The sequence below is a fragment of the Brevundimonas sp. genome, assembly GCF_030704825.1.
GTDB lineage: Bacteria > Pseudomonadota > Alphaproteobacteria > Caulobacterales > Caulobacteraceae > Brevundimonas.
Genome location: NZ_JAUYNX010000011.1, coordinates 156,513 through 174,640, shown reverse-complemented (window position 1 = coordinate 174,640; position 18,128 = coordinate 156,513). Strand labels below are relative to the sequence as shown.

Here is an 18,128-nt window from a genome sequence, read left to right as displayed (position 1 = left end):
CATGGCCTGGCGCGTTCCAACCCTGGAAGGCGTCCGGGCTTGACCAACCGGCGCTTTTCCGCCTGAAAAGCGCCCACCTTGACGCGTAGCCGATACAATCGTCCGGCATGGCAGCCGGGGTTTGGGAGCTGGATTTGCCCGGGACCGCCTGGACATCGATGCTGAAGAGAACGCGCCGGCTGGCCGCCGCGACGCCCGTGGTGCTGGTCGCCTTCGGCGTCGCCATGGCCGCCAGCTCGACGCCCCGCCCCGAGATCGACCGCCGCGCCGAGGTCGTGCGCAAATTGACCCACGGCGACCTGGGAGCCCGGGGACTGGCGGCCATCACGGATCGGATGGACCCCTCGCAGCTGGCCATAGCCCTGCGCCACGATCCCGGCGAACGTCGCGCGGCCTTGTACGGCCTCACGCCGGGCTGGGAGAGTCTGACGCTGGCGGGCCGCCCGACCCTCGATTTCGGCGCCACCGGCCTCGACGCGATGAAGTTGAACGCCGCCACGCCGAACGCCGCGGGCTTTCTGCGCGTGGCCCAGCCGTTCGTGTTCACGCCGGCCACGGCCGAGGATCGCCGCCGCGCCCTGCGCTGCCTGACCCAGGGCATCTATTACGAGGCCGCCCTGGAGCCGACCGCCGGCCAGGAGGCGGTGGCCCAGGTCATCCTGAACCGCGTGCGCGATCCCAACTACGCCAACAGCGTTTGCGGCGTGGTGTTCGAGGGCGCGGAGCGGACCACCGGCTGCCAGTTCAGCTTCACCTGCGACGGCTCCCTGGGCCAGGCCCCGGCCGGCTGGGCCTGGGACCGCGCCCGGCGGGTGGCCGAGCGGGCCCTGGCCGGTCATGTGGCCGCCAGCGTGGGCACGGCGACCCACTATCACGCCGACTACGTCCACCCGTGGTGGGCGCCGACCCTGAACAAGCTGACCCAGATCGGCGCGCACATCTTCTATCGCTGGAAGGGCGTCTACGGGGAACCGGCCGCCTTCAGCCAGCGCTATTCGGGACGCGAGCCCGTCATCGACGAGGCCCGCCTCGCCCGCCCCCGTCTCCAGATCGCCTCGGCGACCGAGGCGGACGCGGCGCTGGCCGAGGCCGCCGCCACCGGCGAAACCGCCATGCGCACGGTCGAGATCGATGGCCAGATCCGGATCGTCGGCGTCGCCTCCCTGGGCGGACGGCGTCAGGCCACGGCCGTCGACATCGCCGCCATCAACCAGCGCCTGGCCGCCTTCGAGGCGCCGCCCGAGCCGGCGGCCCCGCCGTCCGAGGTCATCGTGACCGCCCCGCCGGGCGTCACCGCCATGGACGTCGAGGAAGTCGGCCGCCCCGGCGCCTGAGCCGCGGTCACCAGACCCCGATCTTCTCGGCCTGCTTGTGCGAGATCGGGTGGTGGGCCCGGGCGTGATCTTCCTCGGCCAGGAAACGGACGGCCTCCAGGGCGGCCATGCAGCCCATGCCCGCGGCGGTGACCGCCTGACGATAGATGTCGTCGGTCACGTCGCCGGCGGCCCAGACGCCCTCGATGGCGGTCGCCGCCGTGCCCGGCTTCACCACCAGATAGCCGCCCTGCTTGGTCTCCAGCTGGCCTGCGAACAGCTCCGACGACGGCGCGTGGCCGATGGCGATGAAGACGCCGTCCGCCGGAACCTCCCGGGTCTCGCCCGTCTGCACGTCCTTGAGCCGCGCGCCGGTGACGTTGACCCCGCCCATGGCGTTGGTCTCGCCGAGAATCTCGTCGATGGCGTTGTTCCAGATCACCTCGATCTTCGGATGGGCGAACAGCCGGTCCTGCAGGATGCGTTCGGCCCGGAACTCGTCGCGACGGTGGACGACCGTGACCTTCGAGGCGAAATTGGTCAGGAACAGCGCCTCCTCGACCGCGGTGTTGCCCCCGCCCACGACGATCACCTCCTTGCCGCGATAGAAGAAGCCGTCGCACGTGGCGCAGGCCGAAACGCCGAAGCCCTGGTATTTCGCCTCGCTGTCGATGCCCAGCCATTTGGCCTGGGCGCCGGTGGAGATGATCACCGTCTCGGCGAGGATCTCGGTTCCGGAGTCCAGCGTCAGCCTGAACGGCCGCTGCGACAGGTCGGCCTTGACCACGATGTCCTCGATGATCTCGGTTCCGACGTGCTCGGCCTGGGCGCGCATCTGCTCCATCAGCCAGGGGCCCTGGATGACGTCGGCGAAGCCGGGATAGTTCTCGACGTCGGTGGTGATGGTCAGCTGGCCGCCGGGCTGCAGGCCGGCGATGACGACGGGGCTCAGCATGGCGCGCGCGGCGTAGATGGCGGCGGTCCAGCCGGCGGGGCCGGAGCCGATGATGGCGACGCGGACGGTTCTGGGAATGCTCATGCCCCTATTTAGGCGTTGATTCCCTCCGACGCGATGCCACCGTGATCGCGATTCACAGGTCTTGTGGGAGGACGGAATGCAGGGAAGAAGCTTCATCGGGGTGGGCCTGGCGATCGGCATCGCCGTCGGCGCGGCCATCGGCATCGCCATGGACAATCTGGCCATCGGCATCGGCGCCGGGGTGGCGATCGGCGCGGGACTGGGCGTCGCAATCGATGCGAGCCGGCGCAAGGCGGGAGGCGCCTCGGGTACGGACAGCGGCGCGTACGGGTCGGACGGCGGCCCGGATGGTTCGGATGGCGGCGGGGACGGGGGCGGGGGCGACTAGGGTCAGGGCGAGGGCGGGGTCTCGCGCTCGTAGACGGCGAACAGACAGCCCTCCTGGCGCACCAGCACCGCCAGGTCGACGTCGCCGCCCGGCCAGACGCTGAACAGGGGCGCGCCGTCGTGCAGTCCCACATGGCGGAAATAGCGGCCGACGGCCCCGCCGGGCGACCAGGTGCGGCCGTCGGCGCCACGCGCGTAACGCACGCCGTCGCGGACGATGGGCGCGCCGGAGCGGTACCAGTCCAGGCCGGCGGCCTCGGGCCGGTCCTCCAGCCGGGGCGGGACCCATTTTCCGTCGAGGTTCGCCTCAAGGCGCCCGTCCGGCCGGGTGCTGGACAGGACGACCTCGATCTCGCCCGTCGCGGGGTCGGACAGGCAGATCAGACCGTGGGCCGGAGCCGCGGTCTGGAGAAGCAGGCCGGCGAGCAGGCTGATCGACATGGCCTCAGTGGGCCACAGTCGCGGCGGTCTGTCGACGCCGGGCCGGCGGTCAGGACCTGACGAGCCGCTCCAGCACCGCCCGCGCCGCCCGATCCGTCTCGGCCAGCGGCGCATAGGCCCAGCCCTCAAGTCTCCCGTCGAACGGCCGCGCCGCGCCGCGTTCGCGCAGGTCGGCGTGCAGACGGGCGAATTTGTCGGCGGCCTTGAGCGGGATCATCGGCAGGATGTGTACGGGCTTGCCGGTCGAGGCGGCCTCGGCGGCCATGTTGGCGCTGTCCTCGGTGACCAGGATGTGGTCGGCGAAGCGCAGGAAGGCGAAATAGGGATTGGGACCCTCGCCGTCCCAGATCAGGCCGGGCACACCGTAAAGTTCGTCACGCATCACGGTCTTCACCGCATCGGGTGTCCGGCGTGAGAAGGTCAGCATGATCGAGCCGCCCGCCGCATCAATGGCGTCACCGATTTTCCAGGCCAGTTCGGCCGCCTGGCCCGGCGTCAGGTCGAACGCCTTCGACCGCCCCCCGACCAGGACGGCCACGCGCGGACGGGGCAGGGGGGACAGGGCGGCCTCGAACGCCGCCGCTCCTTCGGCCAGCCGGGCCTCCGTCACCCGGTGCGGCGAGCCGGTGATGGACAGGACGTTCGGCCCCGTCAGCCCGTCGTGGGCGGGGGCGACGACCAGGTCGTAGGCGGCGGTGCGCCAGCGCGGGTCCTGGGTCTGGACCACGAAGGTCCGCCCGCCCGACCGCGCCTTCACGCGGGCGGACATGGGCAGGGTCGCCCGGCCGGTGGCGATCCACAGGTCCGGCCAGGTCTCGCCCGCGGCGGGTTCCGTCGGATCGGAGGACAGGTCCAGCATCCACGACGCCTTCAGCGCCGAGGGCAGCTTGTCGAAGAGCGGGCGCCACCGGATGCGGCGCACGCTGATATCGGCGGGGGTCAGCCGCTGGACGGCCTCGGCCAGTCCCAGGGCCTGGTTCTCCATGCCGATGCGGCCGTCAGACACGACCCAGATGGAAAGGGGCGGGGTCACGTACCGGCGGGCGGCGCGACCCAGCACAGCGCCTCGACCTTGTTGCCGTCCGGATCGCGCAGGAAGGCGGCGTAATAGCCGGGGGCGTACTCCGGACGCGGCCCGGGCGGGCCGTCGTCGAGGCCGCCCGACGCCAGGCCGGCGGCGTGGAAGGCGGCGACCGCCGCCTGATCCGGCGCATTGAAGCAGACATGCACGCCGTTGCCGGCCGTGGGCGCCGACCGGTCGTGCGGGCGCGAGGCCCAGAATTCGGGAAAGCTCCGCCCCCAGGCGACGCCCATGGAATGCTCCATCACGCGGCGCACGCCGAGCGGCGCCAGGGCGGCGTCATAGAAGGCTCCGGCCCTGACCAGGTCGCTGACGCCGACCGAAACGTGCGACACCAGAGGCGGGCGCGTTCCGGGAGCGTCGGTCATCGGCCTATTTCCACTCGACCTTGAGGATTTCGTAGGCCTTGACCCCGCCGGGGGTGTTGACCTCGACCACGTCGCCGACCTCCTTGGAGATCAGCGAGCGGGCGATCGGCGAGGCGACGGAGACCTTGCCCGCCTTCACATCGGCTTCGTGCTCGCCGACGATCTGGTAGCGGGCCTCTTCCTCGGTGTCCTCGTCGACCACGGTGACCGTGGCGCCGAACATCACCTGGTTGCCGTTCAGTTTGGAGACGTCGATGACCTGGGCGCGGCTGATCCGGTCCTCGATCTCGGCGATCTGACCCTCGATCCAGCCCTGGCGCTCCTTGGCGGCGTGATACTCGGCGTTTTCGGACAGATCGCCATGCTCGCGCGCTTCCGAGATGGCCGAGATCACGCTCGGCCGTTCCACGGACTTCAATTGCTTCAGCTGATCGTCGAGGACACGGTAGCCCTCGGCCGTCATCGGCACTTTTTCCATATGTCGTGAGTTTCTTGCTTCGCCCGACTGAAGATTTGTGACACGCCAGAGGTCGCTGGGCGCTTGCGACCGGCCAAAGAGACTAGGGCGCCAAGCCCCAAGGTTCAAGGGGCATGGCCAAACGACGTTACGCCGGACGGTCCCGTCGACGGGTCCGCACCTGCCGCACGAGGCTCCAGGCCAGCCAGCCGATGGCCGCCAGCCCCAACGCCATGAACAGGCTCGAGACGATGACGACGCCCGTCGCGATGAAGGCCAACACGAAGGCGACGGCGGCGACGAGGGCGGCGATGACTTGGACGGTTCTCAGGCGCATGGACCGTTAACGTATCGCCCCCGTCGGGGGTTGCCGTCCGGTTGCGGACACTCGCGCGACTGTGTCCCGGGCGCCGACGGCGTCACGCGTAGCTGTAGGGTCCGCCCCGCTCCAGCGCCCGCTGGTAGGCCGGCCGGGCGTGGATTCGCTGCAGGAAGGCCTTGAGCCGCGGCTTGTCCGGGCCGTAGCCGACCCGGCTGCCCGCCGCCTCGACCGGAAAGCTCATCATGATGTCGGCGGCCGAGAAGGCGTCGCCGGCGAACCATTCCGACCGCGCCAGCTCGGCCTCCCAATACGCCGTGTGGGCGGCGATCTGGGGGTCGATCATCCGGGCGTTCATCCCCTTGCTGATGCCCCTGGCGACGCCCCGCACGAGGAAGGGCACGCGGCCCGGGATGGCGGTGAAGATCAGTTTCAGCAGCAGGGGCGTCATGGCCGAGCCCTCGGCGTAATGCAGCCAGTAGGTGAAACGCCGCGCCGCCTCCGTCCCCGCCGGAGGCCTGAGTCCCGAGCCCGGATGAGTCTCGAGCAGGTATTCGACCACGGCGCCGGTCTCGGCCACGCGGATCTCGCCGTCGTCCAGCACCGGCGACTTGCCGAGCGGATGGACGGCCTTCAGCGCGGGCGGGGCCAGCATGGTCCTGGCGTCGCGCTGGTAGCGTTTGACCTCATAGGGCAGGCCCAGCTCCTCCAGCAGCCACAGGACCCGCTGGGAGCGGGAGTCGTTCAGGTGGTGGACGGTGATCATGGCCATGGCTCCGCTTGTCGGCGGACTTAGCCGGGTTGACGCAGCGTCGGTCCAGCGGAATCAGACGCGACGGCCGCTCCAGCGGCGGCGGGGATGGCCGGACCGGCCGGGAGCGGCGGTCCGATGCCTGGCCGCCCGCCGCTGCTCCCACAGCTGCAGGGCCAGGGTGGCCAGGGCGAGCTTGCCGGCGTGGCGTCCGGCCATGCGGCGTCCGCCCTTGCTGAGCAGCAGGCCGCCGATCAGGGTCGCGAGTTTCGGAAAGGGCACGGCGGGTCTCCGGTTCGTGGACGAAACGGACGGCGGCCGGAAGGGTTCAGGCGCGTCTCAGCCCTTCGGCATCAGCGCCTGCGCCGCGACCACCATGGCCTCGACGCCGGTGACGACCGAGGGCTGAGGATCGATGCGGAACAGGGGCGAGTGGTGGCCCGGAGCGTTCGCCACCTCGGCCGCCGGCGTGCCGCCGACGCTGAAATAGACGCCCTTCACCCCGGTTTCGGGGGTGACGAACCAGGCGAAATCCTCGGCGCCCATGCCGGTGCGGGGCAGGTCGACCAGCCGCTCGGTCCCCATGGCCGCGCCGATGGCCGTGCGGACGCGGGCGGCGGTAGCGGCGTCATTGATGGTCGGCGGCGTGGTCTCGGTCGGCGAGCGGACCACGGTCGGCAGCCGGTCCTCGGCCACGCCCAGCGCCAGGGCCGTGCCGCGCACGACCCGGTCGATGCCGTCCAGCAGGGCCAGCCGGGTCTCGGGATTGTCGGCGCGGACGGTCAGCTGCAGGTCGACACGGTCGGAGATGATGTTGTGCTTGATGCCGCCGTGGAACGATCCGACGGTGACGATCGCCCCCTCCAGCGGATTGATGCTGCGGCTGGGCAGGGTCTGCAGGTTCATGACGATGGCCGAGGCCACCACGATCGGATCGACGCCCAGATGCGGATAGGCCCCATGCGTGCCGACTCCGTGCACCCGGATGTCGACGCTGTCGGAACTGGACGAGGTGATGCCCAGGGGCAGGTCGATCAGACCGGTCGCCAGATCGGCCGAGACGTGGAAGGCCAGGGCGACGTCGGGCTTGGGGAAGCGGGTGTACAGGCCGTCCTCGACCATGGCCCGGGCCCCGAAGATGCGCTCCTCGGCCGGCTGGGCGATCAGCACCAGGGTGCCGGACCAGTCCTGCCGCCGCGCCATCATCTGCCGCGCCGTGCCGATCAGGGCGGTGATGTGCACGTCGTGGCCGCAGGCGTGCATGACCGGCTTCTCGACGCCGTCGCTGTCGACCTGCCGCACGGTCGAGGCGTTGGCCAGGCCCGATTGTTCGCTCAGCGGCAGGCCGTCCATGTCGGCGCGGATCATAACGGTGGGGCCGGCGCCGTTGCGCAGCACCGCCACCACGCCCGTGCCGCCGACGCCGGTCGTGACGTCGTAGCCGAGGGCGGTCAGCTGGGCCGCCATGATCCCGGCGGTGCGGACCTCCATGCCCGACAGTTCCGGGTTGCGGTGGAAGTCGTCGAACAGGGCGCCGAGGTTGGCCTCGTAATCCTGCGCCACGGCCTGGCGCAGCTCGACGTCGGTCGAGCCGGTCTGGGCCTGGACCGTCCCCGCCGTGAGGAGGGCCACCGCCGCCGTCGTCGCAAGAAGAAGTCGCATGATTTCGCCCCCGTTTGAGACGGGGACATTGGTCCGGCGGCGGCGGGCTGGCAAGGCGCGGACCGGATCAGTCCGCGGGAACCGCGACCACCCGGCTGAGAGGCGAAACCCCGCTGGGCGAGAAGGCCTCGACAGCGAACCAGTAGTCGACGCCCGCGTTCAGGGCCCGCACCTCCAGCCGGTCGTCCATCTCCGCCAGATCGTCGAAATAGACCTGGTACGTCAGGAACAGCCGGTCGGGCGCCGTGCCCCAGCGGACGTTGTAGCCGAGGGCGTTGGACACGGGCGCGACATGGACCGTGGCGTTGCGCGGGTCCTCGCCGCGTTCGACCCGCAACGCCGGCCGCTCAGGAGCCAGGCCATCGGCCGTCCCGAACACCCGCAGGTCCGAAATGGCCAGATTGGCCGCGGCGACCTCGCCGTGCTCGTAGCGGACGAACCGGGCGGCGACCGGCCGCTCGCCCTCGACATAGGCGTTGGGCCGGTCGCGGTCGGACCCGGACAGGTCGGCGAAGACCGTCCAGTCGGCGCCGTCGCGCGAGGTCAGGATGCGGAAGCGGGTGCGGATGCCGGGCCGCTCGGCATAGACCCCGGATTCGTGGTCGGCGTAGTTCACCTGCACCGCATGCACCGTCTTCATCGCGCCGAGGTCCAGCGTCAGCGTCTGGCCGGGCGCCGCGCTGTCGGCGACCCAGAAGGTGCGGGGGTTCTCGTCCGTGGCCCGATCCGCCGAATATTCGCCCCGGGTCGAGGAGGCCTCGGCGGCGGCCCTGTAGGACAGGGGGAACCAGCCGGTGAACAGGCTGTCGGGATCGTCGACCCGCGTCGTCGGCAGGCGCTGCGGATAGTCGCCGAAGCGGCTGGAGAAATGCATCTGGCCGTCGGGGGTGAAGCCGCCGGGGAACATCGCGATGCGCCGCTCGAAGGTCCAGTTGTGGCCGATCCAGGGGGTGCCGGTGTTCCACCAGTTGCCGTGGCGGTCCTGGAAGGTCGAGCCGTGGCCGGCCCCCTCGACGAAGCCGCCCGGCTTGTAGCTGACCGGGTTGTACGGGGCGTATTCGAACGGCCCCAGCGGGCTTCCGGCGACGTAGGTCCCGTTGGCGTAGGCGTTGTATTCGGTGCCGGGGGCCCCGTACTGCAGATAGTAGCGGCCCCGGTGTTTCGTCATCCAGGCTCCCTCCATGAAGGGCTTGATCGCCGTGCCGTCGGGAAGGCCGCCGGAATGATCCTGGCCGAACCGCTCCCAGCCGTGCTCGTCGGGATGCAGCACGTGCAGCCGCGTCGGCTCGCCGATGAAGCGCACCGGCGGCGTCGGGTCGATCTGCGAACCATAAAGCGGATAGACGTTGGACGAGCCCCAGTAGAGGTACCACTTCCCGTCATCGTCGATGAACAGGCCGGGGTCCCACGGACCGGGCGGCAGCTTCTCCGGGGGCAGGCCGGCGTCGCCGTACGACCCCTCCTCGTTCTGACTGACCGCGCCGGGAACGGGGGGCAGGACCCGGGTGTGCACATCCCAGCGGCCGGTTTCCGGGCGCTCGCTGGACATCATGGCGCGCGACTCGAAGCCCGACGGCATCAGATAGAGCCGCTCGCCGTCGGACACTGCCGCCGGCGCGACGACGCGGTCGTAGGGCCAGGTGTCCGGGCGGACGTAGGTCCAGTCGAGCAGGTCCTCGCTCGTCCAGTAGCCCTCGGCCAGGGTCTGGAACAGGACGTAGCGGTCGCGGTGCAGGACGATGACCGGATCGGCGCCGGTGCGGTAGCTGATCCCGCGGTGGGTCTGCTCGAAATTGTATTTGTAATCCACGTCCACCGGATTGGCCCAGGTCCGCGGCCGGGCCTCCTGGGCGGCGGACGGCCCCGTGAGCGACTGGGCCATGAGCAGGGCGGCGAGGACGGTCAGGCTGCGCATGGCGGGCAGGCTAGCACGGCGCGCCCGCTGTTGAGTTCACGAGCCGTTTCGCCCAAACCCGGCGCATGACCATGCCCGAGCCCCGCCTGACCTCCCTCGCCCACGGCGGCGGCTGCGGCTGCAAGCTGGCCCCGGCGGTGCTGCAGGACATCCTGAAGGGGATGCCGCTGGCCGCGCCCTTCGCCGACCTGATGGTCGGGACCGAGACCAGCGACGACGCCGCCGTCTGGCGGCTCAACGACAGCCAGGCCCTGGTGGCGACCACGGACTTCTTCATGCCGGTGGTGGACGATCCGTTCGACTTCGGCCGCATCGCCGCGACCAACGCCCTGTCGGACGTCTACGCCATGGGCGCGACGCCGATCTTCGCCCTGGCCATCGTCGGCATGCCGGTGCAGTCGCTGTCGGTCGACACCATCGGCCGCATCCTCCAGGGGGGCGCCTCGGTCTGCGCGACGGCGGGCATACCGGTCGCGGGCGGCCATTCGATCGACAGCGTCGAGCCGATCTACGGCCTCGTCGCCCTCGGCCTCGTCCATCCGGACCAGGTCCTGACCAATCGGGGCGCGCGGGCCGGAGACGTGCTGATCCTGACCAAGGCGCTGGGCGTCGGGGTGCTGAGCGCGGCCTTCAAACAGGGGCGGCTCGACGCGGCGGGCTATGCCGCCCTGATCGCCTCGACCACGAAGCTGAACGCCCTCGGCGCGAAACTGGCCGGCCGGACGGGCGTGCACGCGGTTACCGACGTCACCGGCTTCGGCCTGCTGGGCCATGCGCTGGAGATGGCCCGCGGGTCCGGGATGACGGTCGAGGTGACCGCCGGACCGCCCCTGCTGGACGGCGTCGAATCCCTCGCTGTCGCCGGCCTCCGCACCGGCGCCTCCGGCCGCAACCGGGACAGCTACGGCGCCTCGATCGACCTGCCTGCCGGCCTGCCGGCCTGGCGGACCGACCTGCTGACCGATCCCCAGACCTCGGGCGGCCTGCTGATCGCCGTCGCCCCCGGGGAAGCGGACGCCCTGCTGGACCTCGCCCGGGCCGAAGGCTTCGACCGGGCCGCCGTGGTCGGCCGCGTCGTCGACGGTCCGGCCCGGGTGCGCGTCGTCGCATGATCCGCCGCACGGCCGATCTGTCCCCCGCCGCCCGCGACGGCTTCGACGCGATCATCGACGTGCGCAGTCCGGCCGAGTTCGCGCTGGACCACATCCCGGGCGCGATCAACCTGCCGGTGCTGGACGACGAACAGCGGGCGGCGGTCGGGACCGAATACGTCCAGGGCTCCAAATTCCTCGCCCGCCGCACCGGCGCGGCCCTGGTGGCCCGCAACATCGCCGCCCATCTGGAAGGCGCCCTCGGCGACCGCGACGGGAGCTTCAGACCGCTGGTCTATTGCTGGCGCGGCGGCCAGCGCTCCGGGGCCATGGTCACGGTGATGGACCAGGTCGGCTGGCCGGTCACGGTGCTGGACGGCGGCTACCAGACCTGGCGGCGGCAGGCGACGGCGGCGCTCTACGACCAGCCGCTGGCGCACCGGCTCGTCCTGCTGGACGGCCCGACCGGCTCGGGCAAGACGGCGCTGCTGACCGCGCTGGCGGGGCAGGGGGCGCAGACCCTGGATCTGGAGGCCCTGGCCGCCCACCGCGGCTCGCTGTTCGGGGCCCTGCCCGGCGGCCAGCCGTCGCAGAAGGCCTTCGAGACCCGCCTGCACGACGCCCTGTCGCGGCTCGATCCGGCCCGCCCCGTCGTCGCCGAGGCCGAGAGCAGCAAGATCGGCGCCCGGGTCCTTCCGCCCTCCCTGTGGGCCGCCATGTCGGCCGCGCCCGTGATCGAGCTGACCGTGCCCCTCGCGGCGCGCGTGGCCCATATCGTCGAGACCTACGCCGACATCGCCGCCGACCCCGCCGCTCTCGATCTGGCCCTGACCCGCCTGCCGCGGCACCACGCGAAGGCGGCGGTCGCCGAATGGCGGGCGATGGCCGCGCGGGGCGAGATCGCCGGACTGGCCGCCGCCCTGATCGAGGCCCACTACGACCCCGCCTACCGGCGCACCGGCCAGACGCGGGACCGGCCGGTGCTGGACCGGGTGGTCCTGCGGGACCTGACGCCGGCCGGTCTGGCGGCCGCCGCGCGCGCCGTCATGACGGCCCTCGACGCCCGCCCCCTCGACGTCGGCATGAACCGCCCCTAGCTTCGCCGGATGACCCGTTCGCGCACCGCCGCCCTCCTGTCCTCGCTCAGCCTGTGGGTGCTGGTCGCCCTGGTCGGGGGTCTGGCCGCCGGCGCCGCCGCCCAGGCGTACGGCATCCCCGGCGGGACGGGCACGGTCGCCCTGGTCGAGGGGCTGGGCCAGCTGTGGCTCAACGCCCTGCGCATGACCATCATTCCGCTGGTCTTCAGCCTGCTGGTCACCGGCATCGCCTCCATCGCCGACGCCGCCGCGACGGGGCGGCTGGCGCTGAAGGCGATCGTCGTCTTCGCCCTGCTGCTGGTCGGAGCGACCGTCTACGGCGTGCTCGCCTCCCTGGGCCTGCACGCCATCTGGCCGATCGACCCGGAAGGGGGCCGGCTGCTGCTGGCCGGCGCCGTGAGCGACGAGGCCGTGCGCCAGAACCTCGGCGGCGGCGGCTTCTCCGCCTTCCTGACCAGTCTGGCCCCGTCCAATCCGGTCCGCGCCGCCGCCGACGACGCCATCCTCGGCATCGTCGTCTTCGCCATCGTCTTCGGCTTCGCGACCACCCGCCTGTCCGCCCGCCTGCGCCAGCCGCTGACCGTCTTCTTCGAGGCGGTGTCCGGGACCATGATCGTCATCGTCCACTGGGTGCTGCGCGCCGCGCCCTTCGGGGTCTTCGCCCTGTCGCTGGGCGTCGGTCTGCGGGCGGGGCTCGGCGCCGCCGGGGTGCTGGGCCACTACATCGCCATCGTGTCCCTGGCTTTGATCGGCCTGATCCTGCTGACCTATGTCGTGGCCGTCGTCTTCGGCCGCGTCGCGCCGGGCCGCTTCGCCCGCGCCGCCGCCCCGGCCCAGGTGGTGGCCTTCTCGACCCAGTCGTCCCTGGCCTGCCTGCCGGTCATGGTCGAGCGGGCCATCGACAAGCTGGGCGTCTCGACGGCCACGGCGGGCCTGGTCCTGCCGCTGGCGGTGGCGGTGTTCCGCATCACCTCGACGGTCGCCAACCTGGCCGTCTGCATCTATGTCGCCCACCTGTACGGCATCCCGCTGACGCCCGGCGTGCTGTTCGCCGGCGGGGTCACGGCCCTGGCCATCAGCGTCGGCACCGTCGGCCTGCCGGGCCAGGTCAGCTTCTTCGCCTCCATCGCCCCTATCGCCCTGGCCATGGGCCTGCCGCTCGAGGTCCTGCCCCTGCTGCTGGCGGTCGAGGTCGTGCCCGACATCTTCCGCACCATCGGCAACGTCACCGCCGACCTCGCCGCGGCCCGGATCGTCGAGGGACGCGACGCGACGGCGGACCCGGAGGCGGCGTCGGGGATCTAGCCGGCGAGCAGCGCCGCGGCGCGCGGCGACAGCCCATCGGCGCCGAACGGATTGCAGATTTCAACGCCCAGAAGCGTCGCGCCGTCCTGCATGTCCTCGGTCAGGATGGCCGTGCACCCGTGCCGTTTCGCGCAGGCGATCAGCAGGGCGTCCCAATAGCTCAGCCGCCCGCTCCCCAGCTGACCCAGGGCCACGTCCGCGTCGGCGCTGGCCGCGCCGAGCGAGTCGAACGTGGTCAGGATGTTCCGGGCGTACTGGGCCGCGACGAAGGGCGGCATCTTCAGCTTGCGGATGGCCACGCTCTGGACCTCTCCGATGACCTGCAGGGCGACCGGAACGCCCCGCTCGCTCGCGGCCGAGACCACCCGCGCGGCGATCGCCTGTTTCGCCGGGGCCGCGTCATCCAGCAGATAGAGGAAGACGTTGCTGTCGATCGTGATCATCGATCGTGCGCTTCGTCGCGGTCGAACCCGGACCCGTCCGAACGCCAGCCCTGACCCTGCATGGCCAGCAGGGCCTCCAGCGCCGCCTGCCGCTCCTCCGCCGTCCGTCCCAGGGCGGGGAAGAGAACCGCCGCCCGGCGGGCGCCCTCCCGTTCGGCCGTCAGCGACACGGTCACCACCGCGCCTCGCCTCGACCGGTACAGATCGCGCCAGAACGCCTGCGCCGAGCCCAGCGGCCGGATGCCCGGCGTGGGCCGGCCGTCCTTGCCCTGGTCCATCTTGCGCCAGGTGCCGGCCACGCCGTCGACCTCGAGCTCGATGGTCTCTCCGGCCTCCAGCGCTTCGATGCGCGCGGGCAGGCGCAGATCGCCATGCAGATGCTTGCTCCAGATGACGTAGTCGCGGACTTCGGTATGCGCGGTCATGGCCCTCTCCTTGTTGAGGGGGTTGTATGGGGTACTACGGGGTATGTCAATAACCCCCACGTGCCCTCGTGTCAGCCGGATATTCCGGCCTTCTACCCCGCCGCCCACCCCAGCTTGTTGAGCGCCTGGGCGGCGCGCAGCAGGGCCGTCGCCTCGGCCGTCTGACCCTGGCTGACCAGCCACGCCGCCCGCCTGACGGCCTTTGCGACAGCCTCACGCGGCGCGATCCGCGGCGTCTCCGGCAGGGCCTCCAGCTCGGCGAGGGCCAGCAGCGCCGGGTGCGGATCGTCGGCCCCGCCCCGCAGCGGCTTCAGGTCCAGCCGTTCGGCGATGCGGACGCGGGTCCAGCCCTCGGCCATGGCCCGGCGGCGCAGGTTGGACAGGCCGACGTCGAACCGGCGGGCGACGGAGGGGGCGGACTCTCCGGCGACATAGGCCTTGCGCACCTGCGCCCAGGTTTCCGGCCCCCGATATTTGCGCAGGCGATAGTGCTCCATGCGTAGATGGTCGCACGCCGCTGCGTCAGAATCGGACGCATGGCCGCCAACCCCACGGCCGTCATCCTCGGGCTTGACCCGAGGATCAGAGGCGGGAGGCAGGCTGTGCGTCCGGGACGGCCCCCGACGTGTGACCGTGCACCGGACGATCCGATCCCCGGGTCAAGCCCGAGGATGACGGAGCAGAAGGCGGTGATTGCGGTCTCCGCGCAATTCCGCATGACCAACCTGACCGGACTGCGCCCGTATCTGCGCTCATCGCATGGTCGAAATCGTCGCCAGCTGGTCAGTCGTGCGCATAGTCCTGGATCGGCCGCACATCCAGCTCCCCGGCCTTGATCGCCCCGATCGCCTGCGAGGCCGCCAGCGCCCCGGCGGTGGTGGTGTAATAGGGGATCTTCATCATCAGGGCGGTGCGGCGCAGGCTGAAGCTGTCCTGCAGCGACTGCTTGCCCTCGGTGGTGTTGATGACCAGCTGGACCTCGCCGTTCTTCATCGCGTCGACGATGTGCGGGCGGCCCTCCAGCACCTTCTTGACGAAGGCCACCTCCAGCCCCTGCTCGTTCAGGAAGCTGTGCGTCCCGCCGGTGGCCATGACCGTGAAGCCCTCGGCCAGCAGGGTCTTCACCGCCTCGACGATGAAGGGCTTGTCGCCGTCCTTGACGCTGACGAAGGCGCAGCCGGCGACGGGCAGGGTAGTGCCGCCGCCGATCTGGCTCTTGGCGAAGGCGCGGGCGAAGGCGGGGGCCATGTCGGCCTCGCCGTCGCGCTTCCAGTCCAGCCCCATGACCTCGCCGGTCGAGCGCATCTCGGGCCCCAGGATGGTGTCGACGCCGGCGAAGCGGGCGAAGGGGAAGACGGCTTCCTTGACCGCGATATGGTCGTACGGGATGTCCTTCAGGCCGAAGGACTTCAGCGGCACGCCGGCCATGACCTTGGCGGCGATGGCGGCGATCGGCTGGCCGATGGTCTTGGCCACGAAGGGCGCCGTGCGACTGGCGCGCGGATTGACCTCCAGCACGAAGATGCGCGGCTCGGCCGAGTGCGGCTCCTCGATGGCGAACTGGACGTTCATCAGCCCGCGCACCTTCAGGGCCCGGGCCATGGCCTCGGTCTGGCGCTTCAGCTCGGCGATGGTGGCGTCGGACAGGGAGTAGGGCGGCATGGAGCAGGCGCTGTCGCCCGAGTGGACGCCGGCTTCCTCGATGTGCTCCAGCACGCCGGCCACGAAGACGGTTTCGTCGTCGCACAGGGCGTCGACGTCCACCTCGGTGGCGCGGTTCAGATAGTGGTCGATCAGCACCGGATCGTCGCCCGACACCCGCATGGCCTCGCCGACGTAGCGGTCCAGCTGCTCGCGGTCGTGGACGATGACCATGCCGCGTCCGCCCAGCACGTATGAGGGGCGCAGGACGACGGGGTAGCCGACCTCGTCCGCCTTGTCGGCGGCCTCCTGGGCCGAGCGGGCCAGGCCGTTGGGCGGCTGCATCAGGCCGATGTCGTGCAGCATGACCTGGAACCGCTCGCGGTCCTCGGCCAGGTCGATGGAGTCGAGTGAGGTGCCGAGGATGGGCACGCCGTCCTCGTGCAGGGCGTGGGCCAGCTTCAGCGGCGTCTGGCCGCCGAACTGGACGACCACCCCGATCAGGTTTCCGGTCGAGCGCTCGACCTCGATCAGCTCCAGCACGTCCTCGGCCGTCAGCGGCTCGAAATACAGCCGGTCGGAGGTGTCGTAGTCGGTCGAGACGGTCTCGGGGTTGCAGTTGACCATGATCGACTCGACGCCGATGTCGGCGAAGGCGAAGGCCGCGTGACAGCAGCAGTAATCGAACTCGATCCCTTGCCCGATCCGGTTCGGCCCGCCGCCCAGAATTATCGCCTTCTTTCTGTCGGTTGGCCTGGACTCGCACTGCGGAGCCTGGCCCAGGGCGCCGGTCTCATAGGTCGAGTACATATAGGCGGTGGCCGAGGCGAATTCGGCGGCGCAGGTGTCGATGCGCTTGAACACCGGGCGGACGTCCAGGCCGCGGCGAGCGGTGCGGACGGCCTTTTCGGTCATGCCGGTCAGCTGGGCGAGGCGGGCGTCCGAGAAGCCCTTGGCCTTCAGCCTGCGGAAGTCCGCAGCGTCGGTCGGCAGGCCCTGCACCCGGATATGGCCCTCGGTCCGCACGATGTCGGCGATCTGGCGCAGGAACCACGGTTCGTACGAACAGGCGGCGTTGACCTCTTCGACCGACAGGCCATGCCGGAAGGCCTGGGCGATGACCAGGATGCGGTCCGGCGTCGGCTGGCCCAGGGCGCGCACCACGGCGGCCCGGGCGCCGGCCTCGTCCTCGACGTCGACGACGCCCTCGATCTCGATCTCGTTGAATCCGGTCAGGCCGGTTTCGAGGCCGCGCAGGGCCTTCTGCATCGATTCCTGGAAGGTCCGGCCGATGGCCATGACCTCGCCCACCGACTTCATCGAGGTCGACAGGGTCGCCTCGGCGCCGGGGTATTTCTCGAAGGCGAAGCGCGGGATCTTGGTGACGACATAGTCGATGCTCGGCTCGAACGAGGCGGGCGTGACCTGGGTGATGTCGTTGGTCAGTTCGTCCAGCGTGTAGCCGACGGCCAGACGCGCCGCGACCTTGGCGATCGGGAAGCCGGTGGCCTTGGAGGCGAGGGCGGAGGACCGCGACACGCGCGGGTTCATCTCGATCACGACCATGCGGCCGTCGGCGGGATTGATCGCCCACTGCACGTTCGATCCGCCGGTTTCGACCCCGATCTCGCGCAGGACGTTGATCGAGCCCGTCCGCATCCGCTGGTACTCTTTATCGGTCAGCGTCAGGGCCGGGGCGACGGTGATGGAGTCGCCGGTATGCACCCCCATCGGATCGATGTTCTCGATGGAGCAGATGATGATGCAGTTGTCCGCCTTGTCGCGGACGACCTCCATCTCATACTCCTTCCAGCCCAGCACGCTTTCCTCGACCAGCACCTCGGTGGTCGGCGACAGGTCCAGGCCGCGTTCGACGATCTCGCGGTATTCCTCGACATTGTAGGCGATGCCGCCGCCGGTGCCGGCCAGGGTGAAGCTGGGGCGGACGATGGCGGGCAGGCCGACGAAGGCCAGGGCGTCCTCGGCCTCGTCGATGTGGTGGATGGCCTTGGAGCGGGGGCTTTCCAGACCCAGCTTGTCCATGGCGTCGCGGAATTTCTGGCGATCCTCGGCCTTGTCGATGACGTCGGCCTTCGCCCCGATCATCTCCACGCCCCATTTCTTCAGCGCGCCCGAGGCGTCCAGCGCCAGGGCTGTGTTCAGCGCCGTCTGACCGCCCATGGTCGGCAGCAGGGCGTCGGGCCGCTCCTTCGCGATGATGCGCTCGACGAACTCCGGCGTGATCGGCTCGATATAGGTGGCGTCGGCCACCTCCGGGTCGGTCATGATGGTGGCGGGATTGGAATTGACCAGGACGACCCTGTATCCCTCGGCCTTCAGCGCCTTGCACGCCTGAACGCCGGAATAGTCGAACTCGCACGCCTGCCCGATCACGATCGGCCCCGCCCCGATGATCAGTACAGATTTGATATCTGTGCGCTTAGGCATTGTTT

The 18,128-nt window shown here is 70.7% G+C and carries 19 protein-coding genes; 5 read left to right on the top strand and 14 right to left on the bottom strand.

The annotated features are described in order from the left end of the window. Nucleotides 1-158 precede the first annotated feature (158 nt). Nucleotides 159-1,334 (top strand): cell wall hydrolase, encoded by a 1,176-nt coding sequence (locus Q8Q71_RS04590; RefSeq protein WP_305758460.1) that lies wholly within the window; start codon nt 159-161, stop codon nt 1,332-1,334. 7 nt (nt 1,335-1,341) lie between these two features. Here Q8Q71_RS04590 and trxB read toward each other — a convergent pair whose 3' ends face one another. Further along, nucleotides 1,342-2,352, bottom strand: coding sequence for a thioredoxin-disulfide reductase (gene trxB, locus Q8Q71_RS04585; RefSeq protein WP_305758459.1), 1,011 nt, complete (start codon nt 2,350-2,352; stop codon nt 1,342-1,344). A gap of 76 nt (nt 2,353-2,428) precedes the next feature. On the opposite strand from trxB, the gene Q8Q71_RS04580 reads away from it, so the two are divergent. After that, nucleotides 2,429-2,680, top strand: coding sequence for a hypothetical protein (locus Q8Q71_RS04580; RefSeq protein WP_305758458.1), 252 nt, complete (start codon nt 2,429-2,431; stop codon nt 2,678-2,680). A 2-nt stretch (nt 2,681-2,682) separates the two neighbouring features. Here Q8Q71_RS04580 and Q8Q71_RS04575 read toward each other — a convergent pair whose 3' ends face one another. From Q8Q71_RS04575 to Q8Q71_RS04535, 9 genes are all read right to left on the bottom strand, one after another. Continuing rightward, complete coding sequence (locus Q8Q71_RS04575; RefSeq protein ID WP_305758457.1) at nt 2,683-3,120, bottom strand: hypothetical protein; 438 nt, start codon at nt 3,118-3,120, stop codon at nt 2,683-2,685. A 49-nt stretch (nt 3,121-3,169) separates the two neighbouring features. Next, nucleotides 3,170-4,126 carry a mitochondrial fission ELM1 family protein gene (locus Q8Q71_RS04570; RefSeq protein WP_305758456.1) on the bottom strand — a complete coding sequence of 319 codons (957 nt, stop codon included), beginning with the start codon at nt 4,124-4,126 and terminating at the stop codon, nt 3,170-3,172. A gap of 23 nt (nt 4,127-4,149) precedes the next feature. Then, nucleotides 4,150-4,569 carry a VOC family protein gene (locus Q8Q71_RS04565; protein ID WP_305758455.1) on the bottom strand — a complete coding sequence of 140 codons (420 nt, stop codon included), beginning with the start codon at nt 4,567-4,569 and terminating at the stop codon, nt 4,150-4,152. Between the two features lie 4 nt (nt 4,570-4,573). Next, nucleotides 4,574-5,047, bottom strand: a complete 474-nt coding sequence (greA, locus tag Q8Q71_RS04560; RefSeq protein WP_305758454.1) for a transcription elongation factor GreA — start codon at nt 5,045-5,047, stop codon at nt 4,574-4,576. A gap of 127 nt (nt 5,048-5,174) precedes the next feature. Then, the gene (locus Q8Q71_RS04555) at nt 5,175-5,363 is read right to left on the bottom strand and encodes a hypothetical protein (RefSeq protein WP_305758453.1); all 189 of its coding nucleotides are present in this window, start codon (nt 5,361-5,363) and stop codon (nt 5,175-5,177) included. Nucleotides 5,364-5,445: 82 nt separating this feature from the next. Next, nucleotides 5,446-6,111: a glutathione S-transferase family protein gene (locus Q8Q71_RS04550; protein ID WP_305758452.1), complete on the bottom strand. Its 666-nt coding sequence runs from the start codon at nt 6,109-6,111 to the stop codon at nt 5,446-5,448. A gap of 60 nt (nt 6,112-6,171) precedes the next feature. After that, nucleotides 6,172-6,378 (bottom strand): cysteine protease, encoded by a 207-nt coding sequence (locus tag Q8Q71_RS04545; protein WP_305758451.1) that lies wholly within the window; start codon nt 6,376-6,378, stop codon nt 6,172-6,174. 57 nt (nt 6,379-6,435) lie between these two features. Beyond that, nucleotides 6,436-7,758 carry an amidohydrolase gene (locus Q8Q71_RS04540; RefSeq protein WP_305758450.1) on the bottom strand — a complete coding sequence of 441 codons (1,323 nt, stop codon included), beginning with the start codon at nt 7,756-7,758 and terminating at the stop codon, nt 6,436-6,438. 67 nt (nt 7,759-7,825) lie between these two features. Further along, the gene (locus Q8Q71_RS04535; protein ID WP_305758449.1) at nt 7,826-9,673 is read right to left on the bottom strand and encodes a family 43 glycosylhydrolase; all 1,848 of its coding nucleotides are present in this window, start codon (nt 9,671-9,673) and stop codon (nt 7,826-7,828) included. Between the two features lie 65 nt (nt 9,674-9,738). Between Q8Q71_RS04535 and selD the strand changes: the two genes are divergently transcribed. From selD to Q8Q71_RS04520, 3 genes are read left to right on the top strand one after another with little or no spacing between them, the layout of a single operon-like run. Continuing rightward, nucleotides 9,739-10,785: a selenide, water dikinase SelD gene (selD, locus tag Q8Q71_RS04530; protein ID WP_305758448.1), complete on the top strand. Its 1,047-nt coding sequence runs from the start codon at nt 9,739-9,741 to the stop codon at nt 10,783-10,785. Then, on the top strand, nt 10,782-11,861 hold the full coding sequence (mnmH, locus tag Q8Q71_RS04525; protein ID WP_305758447.1) for a tRNA 2-selenouridine(34) synthase MnmH: 1,080 nt from the start codon (nt 10,782-10,784) through the stop codon (nt 11,859-11,861). The genes selD and mnmH overlap by 4 nt, the downstream gene beginning before the upstream one ends. Before the next feature lie 9 nt (nt 11,862-11,870). Then, on the top strand, nt 11,871-13,166 hold the full coding sequence (locus tag Q8Q71_RS04520; protein ID WP_305758446.1) for a dicarboxylate/amino acid:cation symporter: 1,296 nt from the start codon (nt 11,871-11,873) through the stop codon (nt 13,164-13,166). Here Q8Q71_RS04520 and Q8Q71_RS04515 read toward each other — a convergent pair. The 4 genes from Q8Q71_RS04515 to carB all read right to left on the bottom strand — a co-directional run bounded on the left by Q8Q71_RS04515 (nt 13,163) and on the right by carB (nt 18,123). Then, nucleotides 13,163-13,609 carry a PIN domain-containing protein gene (locus tag Q8Q71_RS04515; protein ID WP_305758445.1) on the bottom strand — a complete coding sequence of 149 codons (447 nt, stop codon included), beginning with the start codon at nt 13,607-13,609 and terminating at the stop codon, nt 13,163-13,165. The two genes, Q8Q71_RS04520 and Q8Q71_RS04515, sit on opposite strands and share 4 nt — an antisense overlap. Next, nucleotides 13,606-14,034, bottom strand: coding sequence for a hypothetical protein (locus Q8Q71_RS04510; RefSeq protein ID WP_305758444.1), 429 nt, complete (start codon nt 14,032-14,034; stop codon nt 13,606-13,608). Before Q8Q71_RS04510 ends, Q8Q71_RS04515 begins: the two co-directional genes overlap by 4 nt. Nucleotides 14,035-14,126: 92 nt before the next feature. Next, complete coding sequence (locus Q8Q71_RS04505) at nt 14,127-14,531, bottom strand: hypothetical protein (protein WP_305758443.1); 405 nt, start codon at nt 14,529-14,531, stop codon at nt 14,127-14,129. A 286-nt stretch (nt 14,532-14,817) separates the two neighbouring features. Next, nucleotides 14,818-18,123, bottom strand: a complete 3,306-nt coding sequence (carB, locus tag Q8Q71_RS04500) for a carbamoyl-phosphate synthase large subunit (protein ID WP_305758442.1) — start codon at nt 18,121-18,123, stop codon at nt 14,818-14,820. Nucleotides 18,124-18,128: the final 5 nt, after the last annotated feature.